A 25,172-nucleotide genomic window follows, 5' to 3' on the forward strand; every position below is an offset into this window, starting at 1 on the left:
CTCCCATGACCCTCACCGACGTCCGCCCGGCCGGGACCCCGGTCGAGGAGAAGCTCGGCATCATCGACACCGACTTCCACCCGATGCCGCTGCCGACCGACCCGCAGGTCGCCGAGCACCTGCCGCAGCGGTGGCGCGACTACATCGCCCGCTACGGCCTGGGCAGCTTCGGCGGCGGCGTGGCGCCCTCGCAGCGCGAGTTCACCCACCGCCTGGACGCGCTCGACGCCGACGGGCGCGTGGGGGTGGACCCGCACCTGGCCGTGGAGCAGGTGGTGGACAAGTACGACATGTCCGCGGTGGTGCTGACCTGCCCGCAGACCTACATCATCACCAACGGCGGGGCGAACATGCCCTACGAGTGCGCCTACGCGATCTACCGCGCCTACAACGACGCGCTGGCCCACACCTGGTGCGGCGTGGACGACCGGTTCAAGGCCAGCATCACGCTGCCCCGCGACCTCGCTGGTGCCGCGGACGAGATCGCGCGCTGCAAGGAGGGGCCGAACGGCGACTCCTACGTGCAGGTGCTGATGTCCCCGGCCGGTCAGGACCCGTTGGGCAAGCAGCGCTACTGGCCGATCTTCGAGGCCTGCGAGCACTACGACATCCCGCTGGGGTTCCATGTGCCGGGCATGGGTCGGCAGCCCACCGGTGCGGGGCGACAGAACTTCTACGCCGAGATGCACGCGGCCTTCGCGGTGCTGCCGATCTCGATGGTGTCCAGCTTGGTCTTCGAGGGCGTCTTCGAGCGGTTCCCGCGGCTCAAGATCGCGCTGCTGGAGCTGGGCTGGGACTGGGCCGCGCCCTTCTCCTGGCGGCTCGACGCCACCTTCGACAAGTTGCGCGACGAGCTGCCGCACCTGACCCGGAAGCCCTCGGAGTACCTGCGGGAGCACTTCTGGTTCTCCACCCAGCCGATCGAGGAGCCGGAGGAGCGGGCCTGGACGCCGGACGTCTACGCGATGTTCGAGGAGTCCGGGTTCGCCGACCGGCTCATGTTCTCCTCGGACTACCCGCACTGGGACTTCGACTCGCCCTACGAGTCGGTGCCGAAGACCATGCCGACGGACCGGCGCCGCCGGATCCTGGGGACCAACGCGAGCGCGCTCTACAACATCCCGCTGCGCCCCGGCCACGGAATCCCGGCGTGAGCGTCGTCGAGACCGCCCGCCGCCGCCGGGCCGCCCGGCTGCTCGACGCCGCGGACGCCCAGCGCGCCGCGGCCCGGGCTCTGCCGCGGGGGATCCGGGAGTACGTGGACGGCGGCTCCGAGGGCGAGGTGACGTTGCGGCGCAACGCCCGCGCCTTCGAGGAGGCGGCGTTCGCGCCGCGGACGGCGACCTGGGTGGACGACCCGGACCTGTCGACGAAGGTGCTCGGCATCCCCGTCGATCTGCCGGTGCTCACCGCACCCTGCGGCGGCATGCGGCTGGTGCACCCGGACGGCGACCTCGGCCTGGCGCGAGGTGCGGCGGGCGCGGGCACGATCCACGTGGCCAGCTCCGCGGCCGGCTACACGCTGGAGGACATCGCCGCGGTCGACGGGCCGCAGTGGTTCCAGCTCTACCGCTTCTCCAGCCAGGCCACCATGGAGAACCTGGTCGGCCGGGCCCAGGCCGCGGGCTACTCGGCGCTGGTGGCCACCGTGGACACGGCGGTGGCGGGCTTCCGCTCGCGGGACTACAAGAACGGCTTCAGCTACTCGATGCGGGTCAACGCCCGCAACGCGGTGAAGCTGGCGCCGCAGCTGCTGCCGAAGCCGGCGTGGCTGACCCGGTACCTGCTCGACGGGCTGCCCTTCGAGATCCCCAACACCGCCGAGGTCACCGTCGACGGCAAGCCGATGGTGCTCACCGAGATGACGAAGGGCGGCGCGGGCTCGCACTCGCCGACCTGGTCCGACGTCGAGTGGCTGCGTGCGAACTGGCACGGGCCGCTGGTGGTGAAGGGGATCATCACCCCGGAGGACGCCCAGCGTGCCGTGGCCGCGGGAGCCGACGGGGTCATCGTGTCCAACCACGGCGGTCGCCAGCTCGACGGTTCCCCGGCGACCCTGACCGCCCTGCCGCGCGTCGTCGACGCGGTGGGCGACCAGGCCGAGGTGCTGATGGACAGCGGGATCCGCCGCGGCAGCGACGTGCTCAAAGCGCTCTCGCTGGGGGCGCGCGCCGTGCTCGTCGGCAGGCTGCCGGCGTGGGGTCTGGCCGCGGCGGGCACCGCCGGGGTGGAGCGCGTGCTGGAGAACCTGCGTACCGAGATGGTCCGCACGATGCGGCTGATGGGCTGCCGCAGCGTCGCCGACCTGGACCCGACCTGGCTGGAGGCCCGGTGACGACGACAGAGAAGGGCTCGCGCACGACCCGCTTCGTGGTCGGCCGGGTCGACGAGATCCCGCCGGGGGAGCGCCGGATCGTCGAGGCGAACGGCCGCGAGATCGGCGTGTTCAACATCGGCGGCCGGTTCTACGCCATGGCCAACCGCTGCCCGCACCTCGGCGCGCCGCTCTGCGAGGGCGGGGTCGTCAACGAGATCGAGTCCGCCGTGCCCGGCGAGGTCCGCCTCGACGAGGGTCGGACGTACATCACGTGCCCGTACCACAACTGGGAGTTCGACGTGGAGGACGGCCGGTCCTCCTGGAACCCGAAGCTGCGGGCGCGCCCGTTCGCCGTCGCGCTCGAGGGCGCCGACGACGTGAAGGCCGCGCTCGACCGCGGCGAGCTGGGCCGCATCCCCGGCCCGTACACCGCCGAGACCGTCGACGTGACGGTCGAGTCCGACTACATCGTGCTGTCCCTGCGGCCCGCACGAGGAGGTGCGAAGTGACCACGGCCCTGCTCCAGGACACCGACCGGGACACGCTGTGGACCGGCCCCGTGATCGACGTCGACGTGCACGCCACCCCGCCGTCGCTCGAGGCCCTGTTTCCCTACACCGACCCGGTGTGGGTGCAGGGCGCGCGGGAGCGCGGCTGGAAGGGCCCGAACGGGCAGGCGCTGGCGTACCCGCCGAACGCCCCGACCACGGCACGGGACGAGTGGCGGCCCGAGGGGCGTCCGCCCGCGTCGAGGCTGGGGGACCTGCAGCAGCACGTCCTCGACCCGTGGCGGACCGAGTTCGCCCTGGTCAACACCGCCTACGGCGTCGACTCGCTGCGCCATCCGGACTGGGCCCCGGCCCTCGCCAGAGCGGTCAACGACTGGCTGATCGCCGAGTGGCTCGACCGCGACCCCCGACTCGTCGGCTCGATGGTCGTCCCCGCCCGCGACCCCGCCGCGGCCGCCGCCGAGATCGAGCGCGTCGGCTCGCACCCGCGGATCGTGCAGGTCACCATGCCGGTGCGCTCGGAGCGGCTCTACGGCCAGCGTGTGTTCTGGCCGATCTACGAGGCCATGACCCGCCACGACCTGGTCATGGGCCTGGCCTGGGGCGGCACCTCCGAGGACGCGCCGAGCCCGACCGGCTACGCCTCCTGGTACGCCGAGGAGTACGCGGCCGAGATCCAGGTCTACGGCGCGCAGATGACCAGCATGATCTACGAGGGGATCTTCCAGAAGTTCCCCGGCATGCGGGTCACCATGCTGGAGAGCGGCTTCGCCTGGGTGCCCACCTGGAGCTGGAGCATCAACAAGAAGTGGAAGGGCCTGCACCGGGAGATCCCGTGGGTCGACCGGCTGCCCACCGAGATCATCCGCGACCACTTCCGGTTCTCCATCGCCCCCGCCGACCTTGGCCCCGACGCGCACGCGAAGCGGATCCTGGAGTGGCTCGGGTCCGAGGACCTGCTCCTGTTCGCCACGGACTACCCCCACCTGCACACCGACGACCTCGGGCGCATCCTGAACCTGATGCCGGAGTCGATGCGGGACAAGGTGATGCACGCGTCCGCGCGCGACTGGTACCGGCTGGACAGGGTCGGCGCATGAGCTACGCCGTCACCACCGAGGCCCACCCCAACCGGCTGCGGGGGATCCTCGAGTCAGCCGGGACGGCCGTCGGGCTGGCCTGCCACACGGGGGACCCGCACGTCGCGGAGACCCTGGCGATGGCCGGGTTCGACTACCTCTACCTGGACCAGCAGCACAGCGTGGGCGGGCTCGCCAGCCCCGTGGAGATGCTGCGGGCGACCGCTCGCACCGGCACGACCGCACTGGTCCGGGTCGCCGCGAACGATCCCGTCCTGATCGGCCGGGCCCTCGACGCCGGCGCCGAGGGCGTCATCGTGCCGAACGTCGAGTCGGCCGAGGCGGCCCGGCAGGCCGCGGCCGCCGTGCACTACCCACCGGTGGGGGTGCGCAGCTGGGGCCCGACCCGCTCGGCCTACGGGCTGGGCCCGGACCCGACAACGGTCAACGGCCAGGTGCTGTGCCTGGTCATGATCGAGACCGCGGAGGGCGTCGCCCGGGCGAAGGAGATCACCGCGGTGCCCGGCGTGCACGGCGTCTACGTCGGACCGGGCGACCTCGCCGTCAGCCTCGGCCTCGACCCGGTCACCGGCCCCCGCGACGAATCGCACCGCGCCGCCGTCGCCGAGATCGTCGCCGCCTGCGCCACGGCCGGCATCGCCGCCGGGATCACCGGCGACCCGACCATCGAGGCCGACCGCGGCTTCCGGATGGTCACCGCGGGCTCGGACGTCGGCTTCCTGAAGGCAGGCCTCGCCGCCGCCCGTGCCCGCCGCGACGCCCTGACGCACCCCACCAGCGACATCGAAGGAGATGCCACCGCATGAGCACCGTCAACACCCTGCGCGGCCCGATCGACAGCATGCAGATCGGCACCACGCTGATGCACGAGCACATCATGGCCCGCAACCCCGAGCTCGAGCAGAACATCGTGCACCCGGAGTACGACGAAGCCGCGATCTTCGAGCGGGCCCGGAAGAGCCTGACCTCGCTGCACGAGGACAAGGGCATCGACACCTTCGTCGACCTCACCGTGCTCGGCCTGGGCCGCGACATCCCGACCGTGCAGCGGCTCGCCCAGGACGTGCCGCTCAACATCGTCGTGGCCACCGGCTACTACACGGCCAAGGACCTGCCGACCTACTTCCACACCCACGGCCCGGACGGGCTCGTCGGCAAGACCCTCGGCGGCCCCGACGTGCTGGAGACGATGTTCGTCGACGACATCGTCAAGGGCATCCCCCGCACCGACGGCGTGAAGGCCGGGATCATCAAGATCGTCACCGACGAGCACGGCATCACCCCGGACCTCGACCGGGTCTACCGCGCCGCCGCCCGCGCCCAGGCCGAGACCGGCGTGCCCATCTCCACCCACACCAACGTCCACTTCGCCAACGGCCGCGACCAGCAGAAGTGGTTCAAGGCCAACGGCGTCGACCTCGAGCGCACGGTCATCGGGCACAGCGGGGACTCCACGGACCTGGACTACCTCCGGGAGCTGATGGACAACGGCTCCTTCATCGGCATGGACCGCTTCGGCATGGAGTTCGTGCTCGACGACGAGTCCCGCGTCGACACGCTCGCGAAGCTCCTCGAGCAGGGCTACGCGGAGAAGATCACGATCTCCCACGACGCCGGGTTCTTCTCCATCAACACCCCGCCGTCCTGGCGTGCGAAGCACACCCCGAACTGGCACCACCACCGCATCTCCGACTACGTGCTGCCCGAGCTGCGCAAGCGCGGGGTCACCGAGGACCAGATCACCCAGATGATGGTCGTCAACCCGGTGCAGGTGCTCACCGGTGACGCCGAGGCGACCAAGGCCGTCGCCGCGAAGGTGCTCGGGCCGTGACCGAGGACCTGACCGCGGTCGTCGCGGCGATCGAGGCCGAGGCGGACGGGATCGTCTCGCTGCGCCTGGAGCCCGCGGTGGGGGAGAAGATGCCGGCCTGGGAGCCCGGCGCGCACGTCGACCTCGTCCTCGGCCCGGACCTGGAGCGGCAGTACTCGCTGTGCGGGGACCCGACCGACCTGTCCAGTTGGCGGCTCGGCGTCCTGCGCGAGCCCGAGAGCCGCGGTGGCTCGGCGTACGTGCACGACACCCTCGCCGTCGGCGACCAGGTGGTGTGCCGGGGCCCGCGGAACAACTTCGCCCTGGTCGAGGCCGACGAGTACCTGTTCGTCGCGGGCGGTATCGGGATCACTCCGATCCTGCCCATGATCGCGGCCTGCGAGGCCGCCGGGAAGCCATGGCGACTGTTCTACGGCGGTCGCCAGGAGTCCAGCATGGCGTTCCGGGCCGAGCTCGCGGCCTACGGCGACCGGGTCGTGTTCTGGCCGCAGGACACCCACGGCCTCCTCGACCTGCCGGCCATCCTGGGCACTCCCACCGAGGGCACCGCGGTCTACTGCTGCGGGCCCGGTGTCCTGCTCGACGCTGTTGAGCAGCAGTGCGCGGTATGGCCTGCAGGCTCGCTGCACCTCGAGCGGTTCCGGCCCAAGGAAGGGGCCCTCGACGGGGCGAACGTCCCGTTCGAGGTCGAGCTCGACGCGTCGGGAATCACCCTGACCGTCGGGGCCGACCAGACCATGGCGGAGGCCATCGAGGCCGCGGGCGTGGACCTCCCGACCTCCTGCCGCGAGGGAACCTGTGGAACCTGCGAGACCTACGTCCTGGAGGGTGAACCGGAACACCGCGACTCCTATCTCAGCGCCGAGGAGCAGGAGTCGGGCGAGGTGGTCATGCCGTGCTGTTCCCGCTCGCGCTCGCCCCGACTCGTGCTCGACCTCTGACGAGCGGCTCAGCCTGCCGGACGCCCCGAAACCCGGACGCCTTCGGCATGTCCGGAGCTCTGGGCGCAGCTGGAGTGGCCGCGGCCCAGGTAGCTCACGGGCTGCGGCGGCGACCCTTGGCGTACAGGACGGGCCCAAGGTCGCCGCTGTCGATGCGGTCCCGCAGCACGAACTTCTGGACCTTGCCGGTCGGGGTCGTCGGTAGGGCGTCGACGAAGAACCAGCGGCTGGGCGCCTTGAACCCGGCGAGCCGCTCCCGGCAGTACGCCCGCAGCTCGGCGGGGTCCGGGGGAGCGGCCGGGTCGGTCGGGACGACGACGGCGCCCACCTGCTCGCCCCACTCGGCGTCGGGCACCCCCACCACGGCCGCCTCGGCTACGCCGGAATGCGTGGCGAGCGCGTCCTCGACCTCGCGCGGGTAGATGTTCTCGCCACCGCGGATGATCATGTCCTTGAGGCGGCCGGTGATCGTCAGATATCCGCGCTCGTCCATGGTGCCGAGGTCGCCGGTGTGCAGCCAGCCGTCCTCGGAGAACACCAGCGCCGTGTCGTCCGGCTGCTCGAAGTACCCCAGCATCGTCTGGTAGCCACGGGCGCAGATCTCTCCACGCGTCCCGATCGGGACGACCTCGTCCGTCCCAGGGGCGACGATCCGCACGTCCACCAGCGGCAGCGGGCGGCCGATCGTGTGGGACTGGTCCTCGGGAGAGTCCTCCAGGGCGGTCTGGGTGATCACCCCGTGGAGCTCGGTCTGGCCGAAGACGATGGTGAACCGGCAGCCCAGCGTCTCCTTCGTCCGGACCACGAGTTCGGCCGGGACGAACGACGCGCCGGACATCACCGTCTGCAGGCTGGAGACGTCGCGCGTCGGCAGTTCCGGGTGGGCGAGGACGGCCGAGAGCATGGTGGGTACGAGGAGGGTGATCGTGCCCCGGTAGGCCTCGATCAGCTCGAGCAACAGCCCGGCGTCGAACGCGGGCATCAGCACGTAGGTTCCGCCGAAGGAGAAGGTGCCGATCTCGGTCAGTGCGCCGCCGCCGATGTGGAACATCGGCATCGCGTTCACCCACACGGCACCGTCCGTGGCCCCGGCGCCGTGGGCGACGAGACGGGAGGCGTTGAGAACGCCGCGGTGGTGCAGCAGGGCGCCCTTGGGGAACCCGGTGGTGCCCGAGGTGTACTGGATCTGCGCGGGGTCACTCGGGAGGACGTCGGGGAGCTGGTGCGATCCGGTCGCGGACGCCAGGAACTCGTCCCAGTCCGCGAAGTCGATCGCCTCGCGCAGGTCGGGCGCCGCGGCGCGGGCCTCGCGCACCGTGGCCGCCATGTCGACCCCGCGGTACTCGGAAGCGTGCACGATGCCGGCGGCACGGGACTTCTGCAGGACGTACTCCAGCTCCATCCGACGGTTGGCCGGGTTGACGGTGACGAGGACCAGTCCGGCCAGGCTCGCCCCCTGTTGCAGCAGCACCCATTCGGCGCAGTTCGGGGCCCACACCGCGAGCCGTTCGCCGGGGCGGAACCGGGAGAGCAGGGCCTGCGCGACGCGCTCGGCGGTCGCGAGGAGCTCCGCGTAGGTCCAGGACCGCCGGTGCGCCGGGTCGGGGACGGCGTCGACGAGGGCGCACCGGTCGGGATGGTCGGCCGCGCACTTGCGGAGCAGGTCGCCGAGGGACATCTCCCAGAGCTCTTCGGGCCTTCCCGTTGCGGTCCAGGAGGAACGAGCGGTCAACAGGGACATCATGGGCTCCCAGTGATCAGGGGGGCGGGTCGGTGAGCGACCGGTGTCGGACGGGTGGGTCGTTCCGACCGTGCGACGACGAGCGACACCTCGAACGGGTAGCCGGACAGGGGAACGCGGAGCGCCTCGGCTGCGGCGGAGTCGGCCACGGTGATCACGACCCGCTGTCGTGGGCCGGTCTCGTCGAGCAGGACGGTGCCGTCCGGGACGTGCTTCCGCACGACGCGACGCACCTCGCGGAGCAGCGCTTCCCTCCGCAGAGCGGGTTTGGAGATCTTGCCGACCGGGGTGGTGGGCATTCTCTCCAGCACGACGACCTCGACCGGGACGGCGGCGCGCTCCCCGATGTGCGTGCGGCAGTGCCCGAGGAGGTCGGCGGGCTCCGCCGCCTCGTCCTCGCGGAGCTGCACGTAGGCCATCGGCAGCTCGCCCTTGACCGGGTCCGGCCTGCCGATCGCGGCCGCGAGGTGCACGGCCGGGTGGCGGACCAGGGCGTCCTCGATCTCGCCGGGATCGATGTTGTGCCCGCCGCGGATGATGAGGTCCTTCGCCCGTCCGAAGATCCACACGAAGCCGTCCCCGTCGACCGTCCCGAGGTCGCCCGTGTTGCCCCAGCGCCATCCCGCCGGCAGGTCGTCGGGCAGGCCGGTGGGGAAGTAGTCGGCGTCGAGCGAAGGATCGAGGTACCCGGCCATCGTGGTCGGGGTGCCGGTCAGCAGCACCCCTCGCTCGCCCGGGTCGCAGTCGCGCACCCACCCGCCGTCGGCGTCGAGCTCGACCGCCTTGACCCGGACGAAGGGCAGCGCCCGGCCGGCCGAGCCCACCCGCGGCCGGCGGCCGTCGTCGAAATGCCCGGTGGTGGTGCCGTGGAGCTCGGTCATGCCCCAGTTCTCGCGCAACCAGATCCCGAAGCGGGCGTGGAACCGCTCGAGCACGTCCGTGGACAGCGGCGCGCCGCCGACGTGGAAGTCACGGATGCAGCACCCGTCGGCGTCGCCCTGACCGTGGAGCAGCGCGGTGGCGGTGGTGGGGGTCGCCAGGAGGCTCGTCACCCGGTATCGGCGGGCGACGTCCCAGAACGCCGTAACGGCCTGTCGCGACCGGAAGCCCTCGCTGGTCAGGGTGAGCAGGGTGCCGCCGAACAGCAGGGTGCGCAGGCCGAGCGAGATCGTGCCGCCACAGTGGAAGTTGGGCATTCCGTGGAGCGTGACCGTGTCCGGCTCGTTGCCCATCAGTGCGCCGACGTTCCAGGCGACGGTGAGCTGGCCGCCCTGGGACATCCGCACGAGCTTGGGTGTGCCCGTGGTGCCGCCCGTGGGCATCACCAGGGAGTCGCGGTCGGGGTCGGGGTCTGGCGTGAAGGTCAGGCTGCGGTCCCGGGCGGCGATGAGGTCCTCGACGGTGAACACGCGCCGCAGGGACGGCACGGCCTGGTGCAGCGCCTGGGCCCCGCCCTTCTCCTCGAGCACCTTCCGGGTGGTGACCACCGCGGTCGCGTGCGTCCGGTCGAGGATTCCGGTGATCGCGGGGAGCTCGAGGAAAGGGTTGATCGGCACGGCGATACCCGCAGTCTGCGCGCCCCAGAGCGCGACCAGGCCTTCGGGGAGCATCGGCAGCAGGAGCCCGACGACGCTGTCCGCGCCTCCGACCTCGCGGAACAGGTCCGCGGTGCCCTCGACCCCGGCGACCAGCCCGGCGTAGTCGAGCGAGCGGGCCGGGGTGAGCAGATCTGGCGGCTCGACCAGGACGACGGCCTGCTTCCCGGGCTGCTCGGCCGCGACCGCGCGCAGACAGCCGAGGACGGTGTCCGCGGGGCGGAGGTCGGCAGGATCGTGCCGTTCGATGTCGGCCACGTCCGCCGGCCCCCGCACCCGGCGGCGGACCAGCGTGCGCTCAGGCAACCGAGATCCCCCCGTTGACGCTGATGACCTGCCCGGTGATGCGCTGGGCGAGGGGCGAGGCGAGGAACAGGATGGTTCCGGCGAGGTCGTCCGGCTCGGTGAGCCCGAGCCCTGCCCGCTTGACGATCCGGTCGAAGATCTTCTTGCTGAACTCCTGGCTCATCGCCCGGTCGTACGAGGCGGTGTCGGCGATCAACGATGGGGTGAGAACGTTGACCCGGATCCCGTCGTTCTTGGCCTCGAGCGCCAGGGTCCGGCAGAACGTCACGATCGCGGCCATCGCTGCGCCGATACCGGTCTCGCCGGGGGTCGGGACCTTCGCGGCGTCGCTGGCAATGCTGATGATCGACCCCTGGCCCGCCGCTCGCATCACCGGGAGCACGGCGCGGGTCATCAGGAGCGAGCCCACGGCCTGCTCCACCAGCACCGCGCGCAGCTGGGCCAGCGGGATGTCGTGCAGCAGCGTGGGCTGGTACGGCGCGACGGTCGAGTTCACCAGCACGTCGATGCCGTCCAACAGCCGTGCTGCCTCGTCGGCGGCCTCCTGGGCCGCCTCGGGCTCGTTGAGGTCCGCGGAGAGGAACTCCACCTGGGCGTCCGGGGTCCGGACCGCGTCGACGGCGGCCTTGCCACGCTCCTGGTTGCGGCCGATGAGAACCAGCCGCCTGCAGCCTGCTCCGACGAAGGCCGCCGCGGTGGCGAGGCCGACCCCCGAGGTGCCACCGGCGATCACGACCGACCGGTCGGTGAAGTCGAGGCGGGTGTCCAGGGTCATGGGTGTCCTTTCCGACGACGTGGTGGGGAGGGGAGTCGCTCAGGCCGCGGCGGGCGCGACCGCGGTCTCGGGAGTGTGCGCCCGGACGAGGAGGTGCGCGGCCGTGGCGCCGGCGAGGCAGAGCAGAAGGGCCAGGCCGCAGGTGGTCCAGACGCCGAAGGTCGAGCCCTCCAGCGCGACAGCGACCAGCGGCGCGAACCCGGCGATCAGGGCGGCGAGCTGCATGCCGAGGGAGCCAGCGGTGTAGCGCACCTCGGGCGGCAGGGCCTCGGCGACGAAGGCGGGGAAGATGCCGTTGACGCAGGCGTGGCCGATCCCGGCCACGGCGAGCAGCGACACGAAGATGAACGCGACGCTGCCACTGCGCAGAGCGACGAAGTAGACGACCAGCAGGACGCCCTCGACCACCAGACCGGCGGACAGGAGGGTGGTCCGGCCGATCCGGTCGGAGAGGGCGCCCCACACCGGGTTCATCACGACGACGAGGAACGTCGCCGCCGTGACGACCCACAGGATCGTCGGCCTGGCGATCCCGACCTCGGTGGTCGCGTAGCTCAAGCTGTAGACGGTCAGCAGGTACCAGATCGACATCATCCCGGCCATCACGGCGACGATCCCGAGGATGGCGCCGGGGTGGGCCGTGACCGCCGTTCGGATGGGTGTGCGGGTGCGCTCCTGAGTGCGGGCGCGCTCGAAGTCGGGGGTCTCGTCCAGGCCGTAGCGGATCAGTACGCCGACCAGGACGATGACGGCGCTCGCGAGGAACGGGACACGCCAGCCCCAGGCGGCGAACGCCTCCTCGGACAGCGTGGCGGTCAGGATCGCGAAGACGACCGTGGCCAGGACTGTCCCGGCCTGGGCGCCCGCGGTGGAGAAGCTGCCGTAGAAGCCGCGTCGCCGCTCCGGGGCGTGCTCGACGGCGATCAGGACCGCGCCGCCGAGTTCGCCGCCGACGGCCAGGCCCTGCAGCACGCGCAGCACGACGAGCAGGACCGGTGCGACCCACCCGATCGCCGCGTACGTCGGGAGCAGACCGATCAGCACGGTGGCCGCGCCCATCACCACGATGGTCAGCATGACGGCGGTGCGCCGGCCGTGTCGGTCGCCGATCCAGCCGAAGAGCAGCCCGCCGAGAGGCCGGACGACGTAGCCGCTGGCGAAGGTGGCGAACGAGAGGACGAGGGCGACCGAGGGCGAGACGTCGCGGAAGAACAGCGTGTTGAACACCAGTGCGGCGGCGGTCCCGTAGGCGACGAGGTCGTAGTACTCGACGACGGAGCCGAGGAAGGCGGCAGCGGCTGCGCGCCGTGGGGTGGCGGGGCCGGCGCCCCGGGCGACGACGACCGGGGTGTCTTCAGTGGTCACGGAGGGCTCCAGAGGTCAGCCGGGATGAGATGTGGGTCACCGCGAACTTTGGTCTGACCGTAACTGGGAGCTTGTACAGATCGCAACCCTCAGTGTGAGGATCTGTCTAAACTCGGTCGGGTGTCCGAGGCGCCGACTCGGCGACGAGCTCCCGGAAGCGGCGGTGAGCCGCTCTCGCCCACTGCCCGCGTCGCGCGCGGAACCGGGCCGCCGCCTCGCGACCCACCCACGCGGGCTGCAGCGCCACGGGAAGTTGTGGGTCGCGGCGCATGAAGCGCTGCTGCAGGTTGAGCAGCTCCAGATATGCCGTCATCACGTCGTCAGGCGACCGCGGGTCGGGCCTCTCGTCGTCCATCTGCAGGAAACGCTGGTAGGCCACCTCGAGCTCGGTGAAATCCCATGCCCGGGCCACCAGCTCGGACTCGGTCAGGCCGAGCTCGACCGTCCTGCCCGAGACCGCGAATGACGTCTCCTCCAGTTCGAGGCTCTCGATCAGGCGGGTCAGGGCGGGAGCTCGTTCGGAGTGCGGCGTGACCCAGATGCCCGGGACCGGGTTGCCGAAGCCGAGCCAGTCGAGCCCCCCGTAGAGCCGCTTGCGGGTGGTCCGTCGGTTCTGCGGGACGTTGACGTAGAGCACCAGCCAGTGCCGGTCCCAGGTGCGGTCGTCGGAGAGGTAGGCGTCGGAGCGCCGCATGCCCTCCTCGACCAGTTCTCGGCCGCGGACATCGAGTGTCCAGCGGACCGCGCGCCCGTCCCTGACCCTGGTGAGCCATCCCGCGTGCGTCGACCGGGCGAGCAGCTGCCGACAGGCGTGGTCCTCGACCCCGAGGCTCGCGAACACCCGGAGCAGTGCCGTCGTCCAGGCTCCCTCCGGCTGGTCGTAGAGCATCTCGCCGGCCACGGTCAGCAGGAGTGACCGCGCGCTCGGCGCGGGGAGTGGCGACGTCACCGGCTCATCGTGGCCGAGGGTGGTGCGCCGCGGGACCTCGGGTGCTCGCGCTTTCCCCGGACGATGTTTTACAGTATCGGGGACTGAGTGTTGATAATCGTCAAAGCTCAAGGAGCTCCGATGCCCGAATCGGTTGCCCTGCAGCGCCTGCGCGAGGCGGCCCGCGATCCGCGGGCCTACGTCGCGGGCTGGCGGGCCCACCACCCCGGACGCCGGGTCGTCGGCGTCATGCCCATGAACTTCCCGCGCGAGATCGCCCTGGCGGCCGGGGTGCTCCCGGTGTACATCCAGGACGATCAGCGGCCCGTCGCGGAGGGCCGGGCCTACCTGCCGGAGTTCTACTGCGGCTACACGCGCAACCTGGCCGACCAGGCGGCGACCGGCCGGTTGGACCACTTCGACGCTCTCCTGCTCGCGGACCACTGCATCCAGCTGCTCGGGGCCTCCGACGTCGCGCGCGCCGTCGGTGACCGGTCCGTGTTCTTCGGCATGTTGATCAGCTCGCTGAGCGACTCGTGGGCCGAGAAGAAGATCGCCGAGATGATGGGTCAGTTCCGCGGCGAGTTCGAGAAGCTCTCCGGTGCACCCATCGGGGACGAGGCCCTGACCCGAGCGATCGAGGCGTACAACGCCGACCGCGAGTTGCTGCGCCGGGTGTTCGACGAGCGCGCCGCGGGCGACACGACGTGGTCGCCGGTCGAGCTGCAGGACATGGTCGTGTCCGCCCAGGTCATGGATCCCATCGAGCATCGCGACCTGCTCGTCGAGGCACTGGCCGCCGCGCCGCGTGGCGAACGGGACGACCGCGTCCGCGTCCACCTGTCGGGGCATCTCTGCCATGCGCCGCGCCGCGAGCTGCTCGAGGTGATCGAGGAGACCGGCGCCGTCGTGGTCGACGACGACCTGTGGTCGGGGCGGCGCTACGTGCAGTCCCTGGTCCCGTTCACCCCGGGCGAGGACCCGATGAGCGCAATCGGCCGCTGGTACGCCGAGCGCAACGTCGACCTGCCGTGCCCCACCCGGGTGCAGCACGACGTGGACTGGGACGCGTGGCTGATCGACGCGACGCGGCGCAGCGGCGCCGAGGTCGTCGTGCACCTCATGCCCAAGTTCTGCGAGCCCCACATGCTCTTCTACCCCGAGCTCCGCAAGGCCCTCGACGCCGCGGGCATCCCGCAGCTGCTGGTCGAGACCGAGCACGAGGGCATCCCCCTGGAAGCGCTGCGCACCCGGTTGGAGGCCCTCGTCGAGCGGGCCCTCCGGCACCGGCCCGCCTACGCCTGATCGGAGAACCCACATGACGACCACCGCTCCGACCGCCCTGTCGGCTCCGTCGACAGAACCCCGCACCGAGCGGCTCGCGATCACCCGCGAGGGCGGGCGCATGATCGCCGACTACTGGGAGGACCTCTTCGTCGCCCGGGAGTCCGGCCGCAAGATCATCTGGTACAACGGCGGCGCGCTCAACCCGATGTTCCAGGCCGCGGGCCTGGCCTGGTGTCACGGCGAGGCCTTCGCGGCCCGGTTGGCCGCGCAGCGCCTGGAGGGCCCCGCGCAGCTCGCGGGCGCGGAGTACGGCTACAACGCCGAGCTCTGCTCCTACTCCCGCACCCACCTCGGTTGCGCGGTACTGACCCTGAAGGGCAGCGAGGAGCCGGACAGCGGGGTCGTCGGCCTGCACGACCGCGCGGACCTGGCGTCGAAGCTGCCCGCGCCGGACCTCTTCGTCAACAACTACGCGGGCTGCAGCACCGGCCAGCAATGGGACGAGGTCTCCTACCGCGTGTTCGGCAAGAACGTGCCGATCTTCAACGTCTCGCACCCCTTCCTCTGGGGCAACCGGCCCGACGCCGGCTACCTCGTCGGTTCGGAGTGGGACGAGGCGTCGCGGTACGTCCGCGACCAGCTCGTCGAGCTGATCGACTTCCTCGAGGTCCAGACCGGGCGCCCGTTCGACTACGACGCGCTCAGCGAGTCGATGACCTACATCAAGCGCGCGGGCGAGCTGCGCCGCGAGGGTCTCGACCTCTGCAAGGCGACGCCGGCCCCGGCCACGTTCTGGGACTGGATCTCCTGTATCGCGCCGATCAACTTCCTCCCCGGCAACCAGGCGCTCGTCGACTACTTCCAGAACGTGAAGGACGAGATCCAGCAGCGCATCGATGCCGGTGTCTCCGGCGTGCGCGGGGAGAAGTACCGGCTGTACTTCGACGGGATCATGAACTGGAACAAGCTCGGGTTCCTGTCGCGCAAGTTCGCCGAGCACGGCGCCGCAGTGCTGGCCGGGCGCTACATCCAGAACGCGTTCTGGCAGGAGCCGCACCTGATCGACACCTCCGACCCGCTCCTCGGCATGGCCCAGCACTACCTGCTCTGCCCGACCAACCACGGTTCGAAGACCCTGGAACACCTGACCCTGCGGGACTGCGAGTCCTACGGCATCGACGGCATCGTCTTCCACTCCACCCGCACCTGCCGGGCGTTCACCGGGCCGCAGCGGCTGCTGGCGAAGTCCGCGCGGGACAATCTCGGCATCCCGTCGATCTTCTTCGAGGGCGACGTCGCGGACGCCTCCTTCTACAAGGAGGAGATCCTGGACAGCAGGCTGGTCGCGATGCTCGAGGCGATCGACGTCGCGCGCGAGCGCGGCGACCACCGACGGGCGGGTCACGGTGCCGAGGTGGCGTGGCCGACATGACCGGCGGGCGCTATCTCGGCGTCGACCTGGGTTCGACGACGGCGAAGGCCGTCGTCGTGGACGGCGCGGGGAAGATCCTGTCCTCCTCCGTCGTCACGATGGGGGCCGTCTCGCGCGCGGGCATGCAGCGCGCGATCGACCAGGCGTTGGGGGAGGCAGGGCTCACCGAGTCCGACCTTCAGGGCACGGTGTCGACGGGCTACGGGCGCCGGCTGGTGCCGGGCGCGGGCCGCACGTACACCGAGATCACCTGCCATGCGCGGGGGACCGCCGAGATGGTCCCCGGCGTGCGGCTGGTGATCGACGTCGGCGGGCAGGACTCGAAGGCGATCACCGTCGGGGACGACGGCCTGGTGCGGGACTTCGCCATGAACGACCGGTGCGCCAGCGGCACGGGCCGGTTCTACGAGGTGCTCGCCCGCGCCGTGGACGTGCCGATCGAGGGGCTCGGGGACCTGGCCCTGCGCGGCTCGGACGAGCTCGAGGTCAGCAGTATGTGCGCCACGTTCGCCGAGACCGAGATCGTGTCGATGTTGGCCGAGGACCAGGACGTCGCGGACATCGCGTCCTCGGTCCACCGGGCCATCGCGGCCCGAACCCTCGCGCTGGTGGCGCAGGTCGGCAGGTACACCCCGGTCGTCCTGACCGGCGGCGTGGCGCGGAACCCTGCGGCCGTGCACTTCCTGAGCCGAGCTCTCGACGCCGAGGTGACGGTGCCCGCACATCCGCAGATCACCGGCGCCTTCGGAGCGGCATTACTGGCCCGGGACGGCGACCGGGGGCGCCCGGTGGCTACGGACGTCCGCGGCGCGGACGAGATGTTCCCCCGGCCCCGGGGCCACGCCCATGACGGGCACGACTGCTCCGGGTGCGACGGGACCCTCGGGCCCGGCACGGTCGACCTGGGGACCGTCATCCCGGCGTGGCGCTGATCCGACCACCGCACCGGCCGATCGCATCAGTCCCCGCGGGCCAGGTCGCGGAGCACGAACTTCTGCACCTTGCCCGTGGCGGTCATCGGGAGCTCGTCGACCAGCAGCAGCTTCTCGGGCAGCTTCTGTGTCGCAATGCCCCGCCCTCGCAGGAACGAGGTCAGGTCCTCCAACGTCGGCCGTTCACCCGGCCGGGGAACGACGACGGCGCACGCCTTCTCGCCGAGCCGCTCGTCCGGGTAGGCCACGACGGCGACCTGGGCCACGGCCGGGTGCGCGGAGACGTAGCCCTCGACCTCGGCCACACTGATGTTCGTCCCGCCACGGATGATGATGTCCTTCAGCCGGCCGGTCACCCGCAGATAGCCCTGGTCGTCGAGCCGCCCGAGGTCGCCCGTGTGATGCCTGCCCTGCGCGTCGATGGTGGCGGCGGTGCGCTCGGGTTCGCGCCAGTAGCCGAGGACGGCACCCGGGCCCCAGTAGCAGATCTCCCCCTCCTCGCCGGTCGGCACGGGATCGCCGTCCGGTCCGACGAGGGTGATCCGGACGCCGTCGAGAGCGGGCGTGCCGTCCGACCCGGCCCGGCGGTCGAGCGGGTCCCCGTCGTGGCAGCAGGTCGCGGCGAGGATCTCGGTGGCGCCGTACAGGGGCATCAGGACGCCGCCGGTGAACACCTCGTCGAACTCGATCGCCAGCGCCTCCGGGATCGGCGCGCCCGCGCAGAGCCAGAACCGCATGGACGAGAGGTCGTGCTCGGCGGTGCGGGCGGCGTCGAGGGCCATCCGCACGAAGGGGGTCGCCGTGGCGGTGGCCGTGCACCGGTACCGCTCGATCCGGCGGAGCCCCTCGTGCGGCTCCCACACGTCGAGCAGGTGCGTCTCGGCGCCGACGGTCAGCGGCACGAGGATCCCGACCACGAGCCCGGTCGCGTGGGCCACGGGCGACGGCATGAAGACGACGTCCTCGGGTCGGGTCCGGAAGACGTCGTGGGCGAGGCCGCGGGCGGAGAAGTCCGCGGTGTTCCAGGTGTGTACGCAGCCCTTGGCGGTGGACTCGGTCCCCGAGGTGTAGACGATCAGGTGGGGCAGGTCGGGGTCGGGGTGAGGGCCGAGCTCGGCCTGCTCGGTAGTGGTGTCGCAGGCCTCGTCGAACGCCAACTCGCCCTCCTGCGTCGCGCCGCGGGCGATCACGAGCGTGCTGAGGGCCGGGATCTCCTTCTGCAGGGCGCGGAACATCCCCGCGTGATCGAACCCGCGGAACTCGCCGGTGGTGATCGCCGCGACCGCGCCGGAGTTGCGCAGCACGTGCGCCACCTCAACCTGGCGGTACACCGTCATGATCGGCACCAGGACCGCGCCGATCCGGGCGATCGCGAGGTACCCGATCACGAACTCGGCCCAGTTCGGCAGCTGCATCGCCACCCGGTCGCCGGGGCGCACGCCGCGGCGTAGCAGGGAGGCGCCGAGCCCGTGGGCGCGCTCGCGCAGGGTCGCGTAGTCGAGCTCGGTCGTGCCGTCGGAGACGAAGCGGCGGGTCGGCGTGGCCTCGGCCCACCGGTCCAGCAACGCCGCGGCCGAGCCGCCCTGCCACCACCCGCGCTCGCGGAAGAGGCTGATGGACCTGCCGTCGTACCGGTCGTGCACGGTCAGGGTGAGGCTCTCGGCTGCGATCTCCGGGCTGGCCATCGGCATCTCCGCTTCGTCGCGATACGTCCTCGTGTGACCGGGGGCATGAGAGTAGCCGGGAGCTGTCGCGGTTATCAATGGTCAGACCGAAGTTGTACGGGGGACGAGCTGCGTGGCTCGTCGTGGGCGACGGTTACGACGAGGCGGTGGCGGCGATCCCTGCGGACACCGACCTGCCGGACACGATGGGCGGCTGGACGCTGTTCAGCTCCGGCACCACCGGCAGGCCGAAGTCCTTCTGCGAGGAGTCGCCGGGAGTGCCGGCGACCGAGGTCCCGCTGCGGTAGGCAGCGATGATGCGCGACCTGGGCATGGGCCCCGGGGAGCCGCCACCGGTCCTGTTCAGTGCCGGCCCGGCCTCTCACACCGCGCCGATGGGCTTCCTCCACGCGGTGCACCAGATGGGCGGCACTGTCGTCACGACCCGGCGGTTCGACGCCGAGGGGGCACTGGCGCCCGAGCGGCACGGCGTCACGCACAACCCCTGGGTGCCGACGATGTTCGTGCGCCTGCTCCGGCTGCCCGCCCAGGTCAGGGATCGGTACGACCTGAGCACCCACCGCGTGGGCGGCACACGGTGCCGCGCCCTGCCCGCTACTACACGTGCCCCCGCGCCGTCGACCTCGTGGACCGCATCCCTCGAAGCGATGCCGGCAAGATCCTGGTCGGCGAGCTGCGGCGGGCCTACGGACCCTGATCGATCAGCGCGATCCCGAGCGCCCCGAACCCGAGGAGGACGAAGCGCTCCGCCAGCTCGTCCGAGCCCGGTGCGCGCAGGGTTCTGCCCGGCCAGTAGGCCAGCGAGAAAACGGCGCCGAGGCAGCCCTGGGTGGCGGCAGCCACCGCCGTGGGGGCGGCGGCGGGCGCGGCGCGCGCGACGGCCCGCTCCCAGCGTTCGACGTAGCGCCGCCGACGCCGGTCGAACTCCTTGCGCCACGGGTCGACCAGGGACCGGTCCTCCCGCTGGTACACGCTGACGAGCGCGCGGTGGTCGATCGTGAACCGGACGTGGTGGTGCACCAGCCGACGGAGGTCCGCCTCGGGATCGGCGAGCAGCGGGGCGGTCGCGCCGACGAGCTCGTCCATCGCCTCGTTGAACAGCGCGGCGAGGATCTCGCTCTTCCCGCCGAAGACCCGGTAGAGAGCCGGACCGCTGAGCCCGGCCCGCGTGCCGAGCTCGTCCATCCCGGCGCCGTGGAAGCCCCGCTCCCGGAAGAGCTCGGCGGCGGCGTCGAGGATGCGGCGCTCCCGGTCCACGCGGGCGACGCTAGCAGAAGTCATGAACCGCAGTTCCGAGGAGCCGCGTAGTCACTGGTCGGCGGCTCGCCCGAGACGGAACGAGCGTTCCTCACCGGCATCGGACGCCGATCCCCCGGGGTCCTGCGTCGGTCACCGACCCGCCGCACTCGCCTCCACCCTCTCGACCGGCTGCTCGAGCTTGCGGGCGATGTCCTGCCGGAGCAGGTGCTTCTGGATCTTGCCGGTGGCGGTCGTCGGCAACTCGGTGACCAGTTCCAGTCGCTCCGGGGTCTTCTGGATCGCGACGCCGCGCTCCAGCAGGTAGCCCTTGAGCGAGTCCAGGGTCGGCGGCGAGCCCGGATCGACGGGGACCGCGTAGCAGCAGACCCGCTCGCCGAGCCGCACGTCCGGCATCCCGACCACGGCGGACGCGCGGATGCCGGGGTGCTCGGCCAGCAGGTCCTCGATCTCCCGGACGCTGATGTTCATGCCGCCGCGGATCACGATGTCCTTCGTGCGGCCGGTGACCCGGACGTAGCCGTCCGCGTCCATCCGGCCGAGGTCCCCGGACCGCGAGAGGCCGTCGGCGGTGTAGAGCTCGGCCGTCTCGTCGGGTCGCCCGAGGTAACCCAGCATGTGGCTGGGTCCGCGGTAGGCGATGTCGCCCTCCTGCCCGGCGGGCACGGGTACCCCGGCCTCGTCGACCACCCGGACCTCGGCGTACGGCAGCGCCGAGCCGTCCGAGATCAACGCCTTCTCCGGGTCGTCGGCGACCGTGCAGGTCGTCGTCGTGAGGTTCTCGCTGCGCCCGTACAGGCTGAGGATCCTGGTCGACGGCAGCAGCGTCCGGGCCCGCTCGACCACCGAGCGCGGGATGGGTGCACCGGCGGAGACCCAGACCCGCAGGCTCGAGGCGTCGTGCACGGCGGGGTCGAGGACGTCCAGCGCCATCTGCAGGAACGTCGTGGCGGTGACGGTGATCGAGCAGCGGTACCGCGCGATCTCCTCGAGGCCGCGGCGCGGCTCCCACTCGGCCATCACGTGGGTGGAGCCCCCGGCCAGCAGTGGCATCAGGATCCCGGTGACCAGGCCGGTGGTGTGGGTGATGGGGGAGGGGCTGAACCCCACGTCCGCCGAGGTGACCGCGAACGCCTGGTTCAGGCAGCGGGCGCCTCCGGCGTAGGTGTTGAACGTGTGCACGCAGCCCTTCGGGCGCGCCGTCGTGCCCGAGGTGTAGACGATGACGTAGGGATCGTCCGGGCCGACGGGCCTGCCCAGGGACGCTGCGGCCTCGGCGGGGTCGATATCGGGCAGCAGCGCAGTGAGCGGCGTGACGGGGCCGCCTTCCGCGGCGTCGTCCCGCACGACGACGACCGTATGCACCCCGGGCCGGGAGGCGGCGAGGTCGCGGTACATGCCGAGGTAGTCGAAGCCCTTGAACGTCGACGCCGTCACCACCGTGGAGACCTCGGCGTCGTCGAGCACATGGCCGGCCTCGTCGCGACGGTAGATCGGCATGATCGGGACGGTGATCGCGCCGAGCCGCGCGACGGCGGCGGTGACCATGGCGAACTCGGCCCAGTTCGGCAGCTGCACGGCGACCCGGTCGCCCGCGCGCACCCCGCGGTCGCGCAGGCCCACGGCAAGGCGCGCCGACAGGTCGCGCAGCTCCGCATAGGTGAAGCCGGTCGTGCCGTCGGTGACGAACGTCTTGTCGGGCATGACGTCCGCCTGCCGGGTGAGCACCTCGGCGAAGTTCTCCGTGCTCCAGCAGCCGGAGTCGTAGTACTCCTGCACCTCGACCGCCGGGTAGCGGTCGCTCACGGTGGGAATCTCCATCGATCTCCGTCCTGGGATGAGGGTCGGGCCTGGGCCCGTCTTTCGGTCGGAAGTTACAATGGTCTGGCCGAAACGGCAACGGTGCGTGGCTGAGACCTGAGGCTAGACTTTGGTCTGACCGATAGCATAATATCGGCGGCGATCGACGAAGGAGCTTCCATGGATCTCGCTGACTCCCCCACGGAGGCGGAGTTCCGGGCGCGCGTGCGGGCCTGGCTCGCCGACACTCTCCCGACGCTGCCGTGGCCCGAACCGGTCGAGCTGGCCGACAAGCTGCCGTTCTGGCGGCAGTGGCAGCGCCTGCTGTTCGAGGGCGGGTACGCGGGCATGTCCTGGCCGCGGGAGTACGGGGGCCAGGGCGCCGACGCCAAGATCCGCGCGGTCTTCACCGACGAGGCGGACCGGGCCGGTGCGCCCGAGCGGCTCAACACGGTGGGCGAGGACTTCGCCGGCCCCACGATCATCGCCTTCGGCACGGACACGCAGAAGGAGCGGTTCCTGCGCTCGATCCTCACCGGCGACGAGCTGTGGTGCCAGCTGTTCTCGGAGCCGGAGTCCGGCTCGGACCTGGCGTCGTTGAGGACGAAGGCCGTCAAGGTCGACGGCGGCTGGCGGATCTCCGGGCAGAAGATCTGGACCAGCCGCGCCCACCTGGCCACGAACGCCATCCTGCTGGCCCGCACCGGCGGTACGGAACTGCCGCGGCACAAGGGAATCACCTACTTCCTGCTGCCCCTTGCCAGCGAGGGCGTGACGATCCGCCCGCTCGCCCACATGCTCGGCGAGGCGGAGTTCAACGAGGTCTTCCTCGACGACGTCTTCGTGCCGGACGAGCTCGTGCTGGGCGAGGTCAACGGCGGCTGGAAGGTCGCGATGGCCACGCTCGGCTTCGAGCGGGTCGGCATCGCGACGGGCCGGGTCAACACGAAGCGCGCCGTCGACGACATCGTCGCGCAGATCCGCGAGATGACCGGACCGGATGGCGCGCCCCTCGGAGCGGACCCGACGGTGCGCCGGAAGGTGGCCGATCTCTACGGCCGCGCGCTCGTCCACCACGCCATCGGCCAGCGCGTGCTGACCATCGCCGCGGACGGTGGCCCGCCGGGGCCGGTGACCTCGATCGGCAAGCTCTACTTCTGCCCGCTGGTGGAGGACCTCGCCGACTTCCGGCAGTCGCTCTCCCCGCTCGGCGGGCAGCTGGCCCCGCAGGAGCAGTCCGAGGCCGAGAGCAGGTGGCAGCGGCTGGCCTACCAGGCCCGGGGCACCGCGATCGCCGGCGGCTCGACCTTCATCCAGCGCAACATCGTGGCCGAGCGGATGCTCGGCATGCCGAGGAGCGGAGCATGACCACTCCTGCGGCCTCGTTGGCCGCATCCGACACCTACGTCTGGACCCCTGGCGCGGAGTACCTCGAGAACACCCGGGTCGCCCGGTTCGCGCGCCGGCACGGCGTCGAGGACATCGACGCGTTGCGGGCTCGCTCGGTCGCCGACGTCGGCTGGTACTGGGACGCGGTCGTCGCCGACCTGGGCCTGCCGTTCTCGCGCCCGTACACACAGGTCCTCGACCTCTCCCGCGGCGTGACCGACCCGGACTGGTTCGTCGGCGGCGAGCTGAACGTGGCCGACGCCGGCCTGGCGCGCTGGGCGGCGGACCCGGCGGCCCGCGATCGCACGGCGGTGGTGCACGAGGCCGAGGACGGCACGGTCGACCGGTTGACCTTCGCCGAGCTCGACGAGCGGTCGCGGCGGGTCGCGGCCGGCCTGCGGGGGCTCGGTGTCGGTCGGGGCGACGCGGTGGCGCTCTACCTCCCCATGGTCGCCGAGGCGGTCGTCGCGTTCTACGCCGCGGCCCGGCTCGGCGCGGTCCTGGTTCCGCTCTTCTCCGGGTTCGCCGCGGGCGCGATCGCCTCCCGCCTGCTGGACGGGGAGGTGCGGGCGGTCGTCGTCGCGGAGTCGAGCGTTCGGCGGGGACGGACGGTGTCGATGCTGCCGCCGGTCCGCGAGGCCGTGGCGCAGAGCCCGTCGGTCCGGCACATCGTGGTGGTCGGCGCGCCCGGCGAGGGCGAGACCGCCTGGTCGGACCTGCTCGCCCACGATCCCGACCCGGGCCCGGCCGAGCCGATGGCGTCGTCGGACACGCTGCTGCTCGCCTACACCTCAGGAACGACGGGCCGCCCGAAGGGCGCGGTGCACACGCACGCCGGCTTCCTGGTGAAGACGGCGAGCGAGGTCGCCTACTCGTTCGATCTCGGACCCGGCGGGGTGTTCTGCTGGATCACCGACATGGGCTGGATCATGGGCCCGCTGTCGATCGTCGGCACGCACGCCAACGGCGGCACCCTGGTGCTCTACGAGGGCTCGCCCGACGTGCCGGACCTCGGTCGGTTGTGGCGGCTCGCGGAGCGGCACCGGGTGACGATGCTCGGGGTGTCACCCACCCTGATCCGGACCGTCCGCACGCTCGACACCGACTCGGTCGCGGCGGTCGACCTGTCCTCGGTGCGCACGCTCGGCTCCACGGGCGAGCCGTGGGACGCCGAGTCGTACGAGTGGCTCGCGCGCACTGTCTTCGGCGGTCGTGTACCGATCATCAACTTCTCCGGCGGCACCGAGGTGGGCGGGTCGTTCCTCGCCCCCTACCCGGTCGAGCCGATCCGCAGCTGCTCGCTGGGCGGGCCGTCGCTCGGGATGGACGTCGACGTCGTCGACGCCGCGGGCGAGCCCGTGCGCGGCGAGGTGGGCGAGCTGGTGTGCCGCCAGCCCTGGCCGGCGATGACCCGCGGGATCTGGCGGGACCGCGAGCGCTACCTCGAGGCCTACTGGTCCACCTTCCCGGGGCTGTGGCGGCACGGCGACCACGCCGTCGTCGACGCCGACGGGCAGTGGTTCCTGCGCGGGCGATCCGACGACGTGATGAACGTGGCCGGCAAGCGGTTGGCGCCCGCCGAGGTCGAGGCGGTGCTGATCGCCCACCCGGACGTCGCGGAGGCCGCGGTGGTCGGGGTGCCCGACGCGAAGAAGGGCGAGGCCGTCTGGGCCTTCTGGGTGCCGCGGGCCGGCGCGACCTCGGGCGAGGAGGAGCTCGCCGAGACGTTGCGCCGCCGGGTGGGGGAGGAGCTGGGCAAGCCCTTCGCGCCGAGCCTGATCCGCCGCGTGGACCAGCTGCCGAAGACCCGCTCGGCGAAGATCATGCGCCGGGCCGTGCGGGCCGCCGCGCTGGGGCAGGATCCCGGTGACCTGTCCGGCGCGGAGAACCCCGAGGCGCTGGACGTGGTCCGGGCGGCGGTGGCCGAGCAGGCGGGCGCCCGCGATGGCTGAGCTCCGCGGGCGGGCGCCGTCCGCCCCGGT

At 71.7% G+C, this 25,172-nt stretch carries 21 protein-coding genes; 13 read left to right on the top strand and 8 right to left on the bottom strand.

The genetic code is table 11. From position 1 onward, the window contains the following. Positions 1-5: 5 nt before the first annotated feature. From PKE99_RS02835 to PKE99_RS02865, 7 genes are read left to right on the top strand one after another with little or no spacing between them, the layout of a single operon-like run. Positions 6-1,154 carry an amidohydrolase family protein gene (locus PKE99_RS02835; protein WP_051736616.1) on the top strand — a complete coding sequence of 383 codons (1,149 nt, stop codon included), beginning with the start codon at positions 6-8 and terminating at the stop codon, positions 1,152-1,154. Then, positions 1,151-2,335 (top strand): alpha-hydroxy acid oxidase, encoded by a 1,185-nt coding sequence (locus tag PKE99_RS02840; protein ID WP_051736617.1) that lies wholly within the window; start codon positions 1,151-1,153, stop codon positions 2,333-2,335. The genes PKE99_RS02835 and PKE99_RS02840 overlap by 4 nt, the downstream gene beginning before the upstream one ends. Continuing rightward, entirely contained in the window at positions 2,332-2,826 is a 495-nt protein-coding gene (locus PKE99_RS02845; protein WP_037039657.1) for a Rieske (2Fe-2S) protein, read from the top strand. The genes PKE99_RS02840 and PKE99_RS02845 overlap by 4 nt, the downstream gene beginning before the upstream one ends. After that, positions 2,823-3,926 carry an amidohydrolase family protein gene (locus PKE99_RS02850; RefSeq protein WP_051736618.1) on the top strand — a complete coding sequence of 368 codons (1,104 nt, stop codon included), beginning with the start codon at positions 2,823-2,825 and terminating at the stop codon, positions 3,924-3,926. The genes PKE99_RS02845 and PKE99_RS02850 overlap by 4 nt, the downstream gene beginning before the upstream one ends. Next, the gene (locus tag PKE99_RS02855) at positions 3,923-4,732 is read left to right on the top strand and encodes an HpcH/HpaI aldolase family protein (RefSeq protein WP_051736619.1); all 810 of its coding nucleotides are present in this window, start codon (positions 3,923-3,925) and stop codon (positions 4,730-4,732) included. Before PKE99_RS02850 ends, PKE99_RS02855 begins: the two co-directional genes overlap by 4 nt. Next, complete coding sequence (locus tag PKE99_RS02860) at positions 4,729-5,757, top strand: phosphotriesterase family protein (protein ID WP_051736620.1); 1,029 nt, start codon at positions 4,729-4,731, stop codon at positions 5,755-5,757. Before PKE99_RS02855 ends, PKE99_RS02860 begins: the two co-directional genes overlap by 4 nt. After that, positions 5,754-6,698 carry a PDR/VanB family oxidoreductase gene (locus tag PKE99_RS02865; RefSeq protein ID WP_231498014.1) on the top strand — a complete coding sequence of 315 codons (945 nt, stop codon included), beginning with the start codon at positions 5,754-5,756 and terminating at the stop codon, positions 6,696-6,698. Before PKE99_RS02860 ends, PKE99_RS02865 begins: the two co-directional genes overlap by 4 nt. A gap of 94 nt (positions 6,699-6,792) precedes the next feature. Here the strand turns inward: PKE99_RS02865 and PKE99_RS02870 are convergent, their stop codons facing one another. The 5 genes from PKE99_RS02870 to PKE99_RS02890 form a co-directional block, all read right to left on the bottom strand. After that, entirely contained in the window at positions 6,793-8,439 is a 1,647-nt protein-coding gene (locus PKE99_RS02870) for a class I adenylate-forming enzyme family protein (RefSeq protein WP_037039658.1), read from the bottom strand. Then, entirely contained in the window at positions 8,439-10,340 is a 1,902-nt protein-coding gene (locus PKE99_RS02875; protein ID WP_156067028.1) for an AMP-binding protein, read from the bottom strand. Before PKE99_RS02875 ends, PKE99_RS02870 begins: the two co-directional genes overlap by 1 nt. Further along, positions 10,333-11,115 (bottom strand): SDR family NAD(P)-dependent oxidoreductase, encoded by a 783-nt coding sequence (locus PKE99_RS02880; protein WP_037039660.1) that lies wholly within the window; start codon positions 11,113-11,115, stop codon positions 10,333-10,335. The genes PKE99_RS02875 and PKE99_RS02880 overlap by 8 nt, the downstream gene beginning before the upstream one ends. 39 nt (positions 11,116-11,154) lie before the next feature. Then, entirely contained in the window at positions 11,155-12,480 is a 1,326-nt protein-coding gene (locus PKE99_RS02885) for an MFS transporter (RefSeq protein ID WP_051736621.1), read from the bottom strand. A 106-nt stretch (positions 12,481-12,586) separates the two neighbouring features. Next, entirely contained in the window at positions 12,587-13,429 is an 843-nt protein-coding gene (locus PKE99_RS02890; RefSeq protein WP_037039661.1) for a PaaX family transcriptional regulator C-terminal domain-containing protein, read from the bottom strand. Positions 13,430-13,549: 120 nt separating this feature from the next. Between PKE99_RS02890 and PKE99_RS02895 the strand changes: the two genes are divergently transcribed. From PKE99_RS02895 to PKE99_RS02905, 3 genes are read left to right on the top strand one after another with little or no spacing between them, the layout of a single operon-like run. Beyond that, positions 13,550-14,713: a 2-hydroxyacyl-CoA dehydratase subunit D gene (locus PKE99_RS02895; RefSeq protein WP_037039662.1), complete on the top strand. Its 1,164-nt coding sequence runs from the start codon at positions 13,550-13,552 to the stop codon at positions 14,711-14,713. Between the two features lie 13 nt (positions 14,714-14,726). Continuing rightward, a complete protein-coding gene (locus PKE99_RS02900) occupies positions 14,727-16,127 on the top strand; it encodes a 2-hydroxyacyl-CoA dehydratase subunit D (RefSeq protein WP_156067031.1) in 1,401 nt (466 codons plus the stop codon). Then, positions 16,124-17,059 (top strand): acyl-CoA dehydratase activase, encoded by a 936-nt coding sequence (locus PKE99_RS02905; protein WP_051736702.1) that lies wholly within the window; start codon positions 16,124-16,126, stop codon positions 17,057-17,059. Before PKE99_RS02900 ends, PKE99_RS02905 begins: the two co-directional genes overlap by 4 nt. Positions 17,060-17,085: 26 nt before the next feature. Here the strand turns inward: PKE99_RS02905 and PKE99_RS02910 are convergent, their stop codons facing one another. Beyond that, entirely contained in the window at positions 17,086-18,744 is a 1,659-nt protein-coding gene (locus PKE99_RS02910; protein WP_051736703.1) for an AMP-binding protein, read from the bottom strand. Positions 18,745-18,866: 122 nt separating this feature from the next. On the opposite strand from PKE99_RS02910, the gene PKE99_RS02915 reads away from it, so the two are divergent. Further along, complete coding sequence (locus tag PKE99_RS02915) at positions 18,867-19,031, top strand: hypothetical protein (RefSeq protein WP_156067034.1); 165 nt, start codon at positions 18,867-18,869, stop codon at positions 19,029-19,031. 397 nt (positions 19,032-19,428) lie between these two features. Here the strand turns inward: PKE99_RS02915 and PKE99_RS02920 are convergent, their stop codons facing one another. Together PKE99_RS02920 and PKE99_RS02925 are read right to left on the bottom strand one after the other, a co-directional pair. Further along, complete coding sequence (locus PKE99_RS02920; RefSeq protein WP_063739621.1) at positions 19,429-20,001, bottom strand: TetR/AcrR family transcriptional regulator; 573 nt, start codon at positions 19,999-20,001, stop codon at positions 19,429-19,431. A gap of 132 nt (positions 20,002-20,133) precedes the next feature. Then, positions 20,134-21,822: an AMP-binding protein gene (locus PKE99_RS02925; protein WP_037039663.1), complete on the bottom strand. Its 1,689-nt coding sequence runs from the start codon at positions 21,820-21,822 to the stop codon at positions 20,134-20,136. 159 nt (positions 21,823-21,981) lie between these two features. Here PKE99_RS02925 and PKE99_RS02930 point away from each other — a divergent pair, with 159 nt between their 5' ends. Together PKE99_RS02930 and PKE99_RS02935 are read left to right on the top strand one after the other, a co-directional pair. Beyond that, positions 21,982-23,169 (top strand): acyl-CoA dehydrogenase family protein, encoded by a 1,188-nt coding sequence (locus PKE99_RS02930; RefSeq protein WP_037039664.1) that lies wholly within the window; start codon positions 21,982-21,984, stop codon positions 23,167-23,169. Beyond that, a complete protein-coding gene (locus tag PKE99_RS02935; protein WP_051736622.1) occupies positions 23,166-25,142 on the top strand; it encodes an AMP-binding protein in 1,977 nt (658 codons plus the stop codon). Before PKE99_RS02930 ends, PKE99_RS02935 begins: the two co-directional genes overlap by 4 nt. The last annotated feature ends 30 nt before the right edge of the window (positions 25,143-25,172 follow it).

This window comes from Pseudonocardia halophobica, assembly GCF_027922425.1.
Taxonomy (GTDB): domain Bacteria; phylum Actinomycetota; class Actinomycetes; order Mycobacteriales; family Pseudonocardiaceae; genus Pseudonocardia; species Pseudonocardia halophobica.

Coding starts and splice junctions, on each gene's coding strand:
- PKE99_RS02905 (WP_051736702.1), top strand. CDS start 16,124: ATGACCGGCGGGCGCTATCTCGGCGTCGACCTGGGTTCGACGACGGCG.
- PKE99_RS02935 (WP_051736622.1), top strand. CDS start 23,166: ATGACCACTCCTGCGGCCTCGTTGGCCGCATCCGACACCTACGTCTGG.
- PKE99_RS02880 (WP_037039660.1), bottom strand. CDS start 11,115: ATGACCCTGGACACCCGCCTCGACTTCACCGACCGGTCGGTCGTGATC.
- PKE99_RS02930 (WP_037039664.1), top strand. CDS start 21,982: ATGGATCTCGCTGACTCCCCCACGGAGGCGGAGTTCCGGGCGCGCGTG.
- PKE99_RS02910 (WP_051736703.1), bottom strand. CDS start 18,744: ATGGCCAGCCCGGAGATCGCAGCCGAGAGCCTCACCCTGACCGTGCAC.
- PKE99_RS02895 (WP_037039662.1), top strand. CDS start 13,550: ATGCCCGAATCGGTTGCCCTGCAGCGCCTGCGCGAGGCGGCCCGCGAT.
- PKE99_RS02835 (WP_051736616.1), top strand. CDS start 6: ATGACCCTCACCGACGTCCGCCCGGCCGGGACCCCGGTCGAGGAGAAG.
- PKE99_RS02925 (WP_037039663.1), bottom strand. CDS start 21,822: ATGGAGATTCCCACCGTGAGCGACCGCTACCCGGCGGTCGAGGTGCAG.
- PKE99_RS02860 (WP_051736620.1), top strand. CDS start 4,729: ATGAGCACCGTCAACACCCTGCGCGGCCCGATCGACAGCATGCAGATC.
- PKE99_RS02855 (WP_051736619.1), top strand. CDS start 3,923: ATGAGCTACGCCGTCACCACCGAGGCCCACCCCAACCGGCTGCGGGGG.
- PKE99_RS02900 (WP_156067031.1), top strand. CDS start 14,727: ATGACGACCACCGCTCCGACCGCCCTGTCGGCTCCGTCGACAGAACCC.
- PKE99_RS02870 (WP_037039658.1), bottom strand. CDS start 8,439: ATGTCCCTGTTGACCGCTCGTTCCTCCTGGACCGCAACGGGAAGGCCC.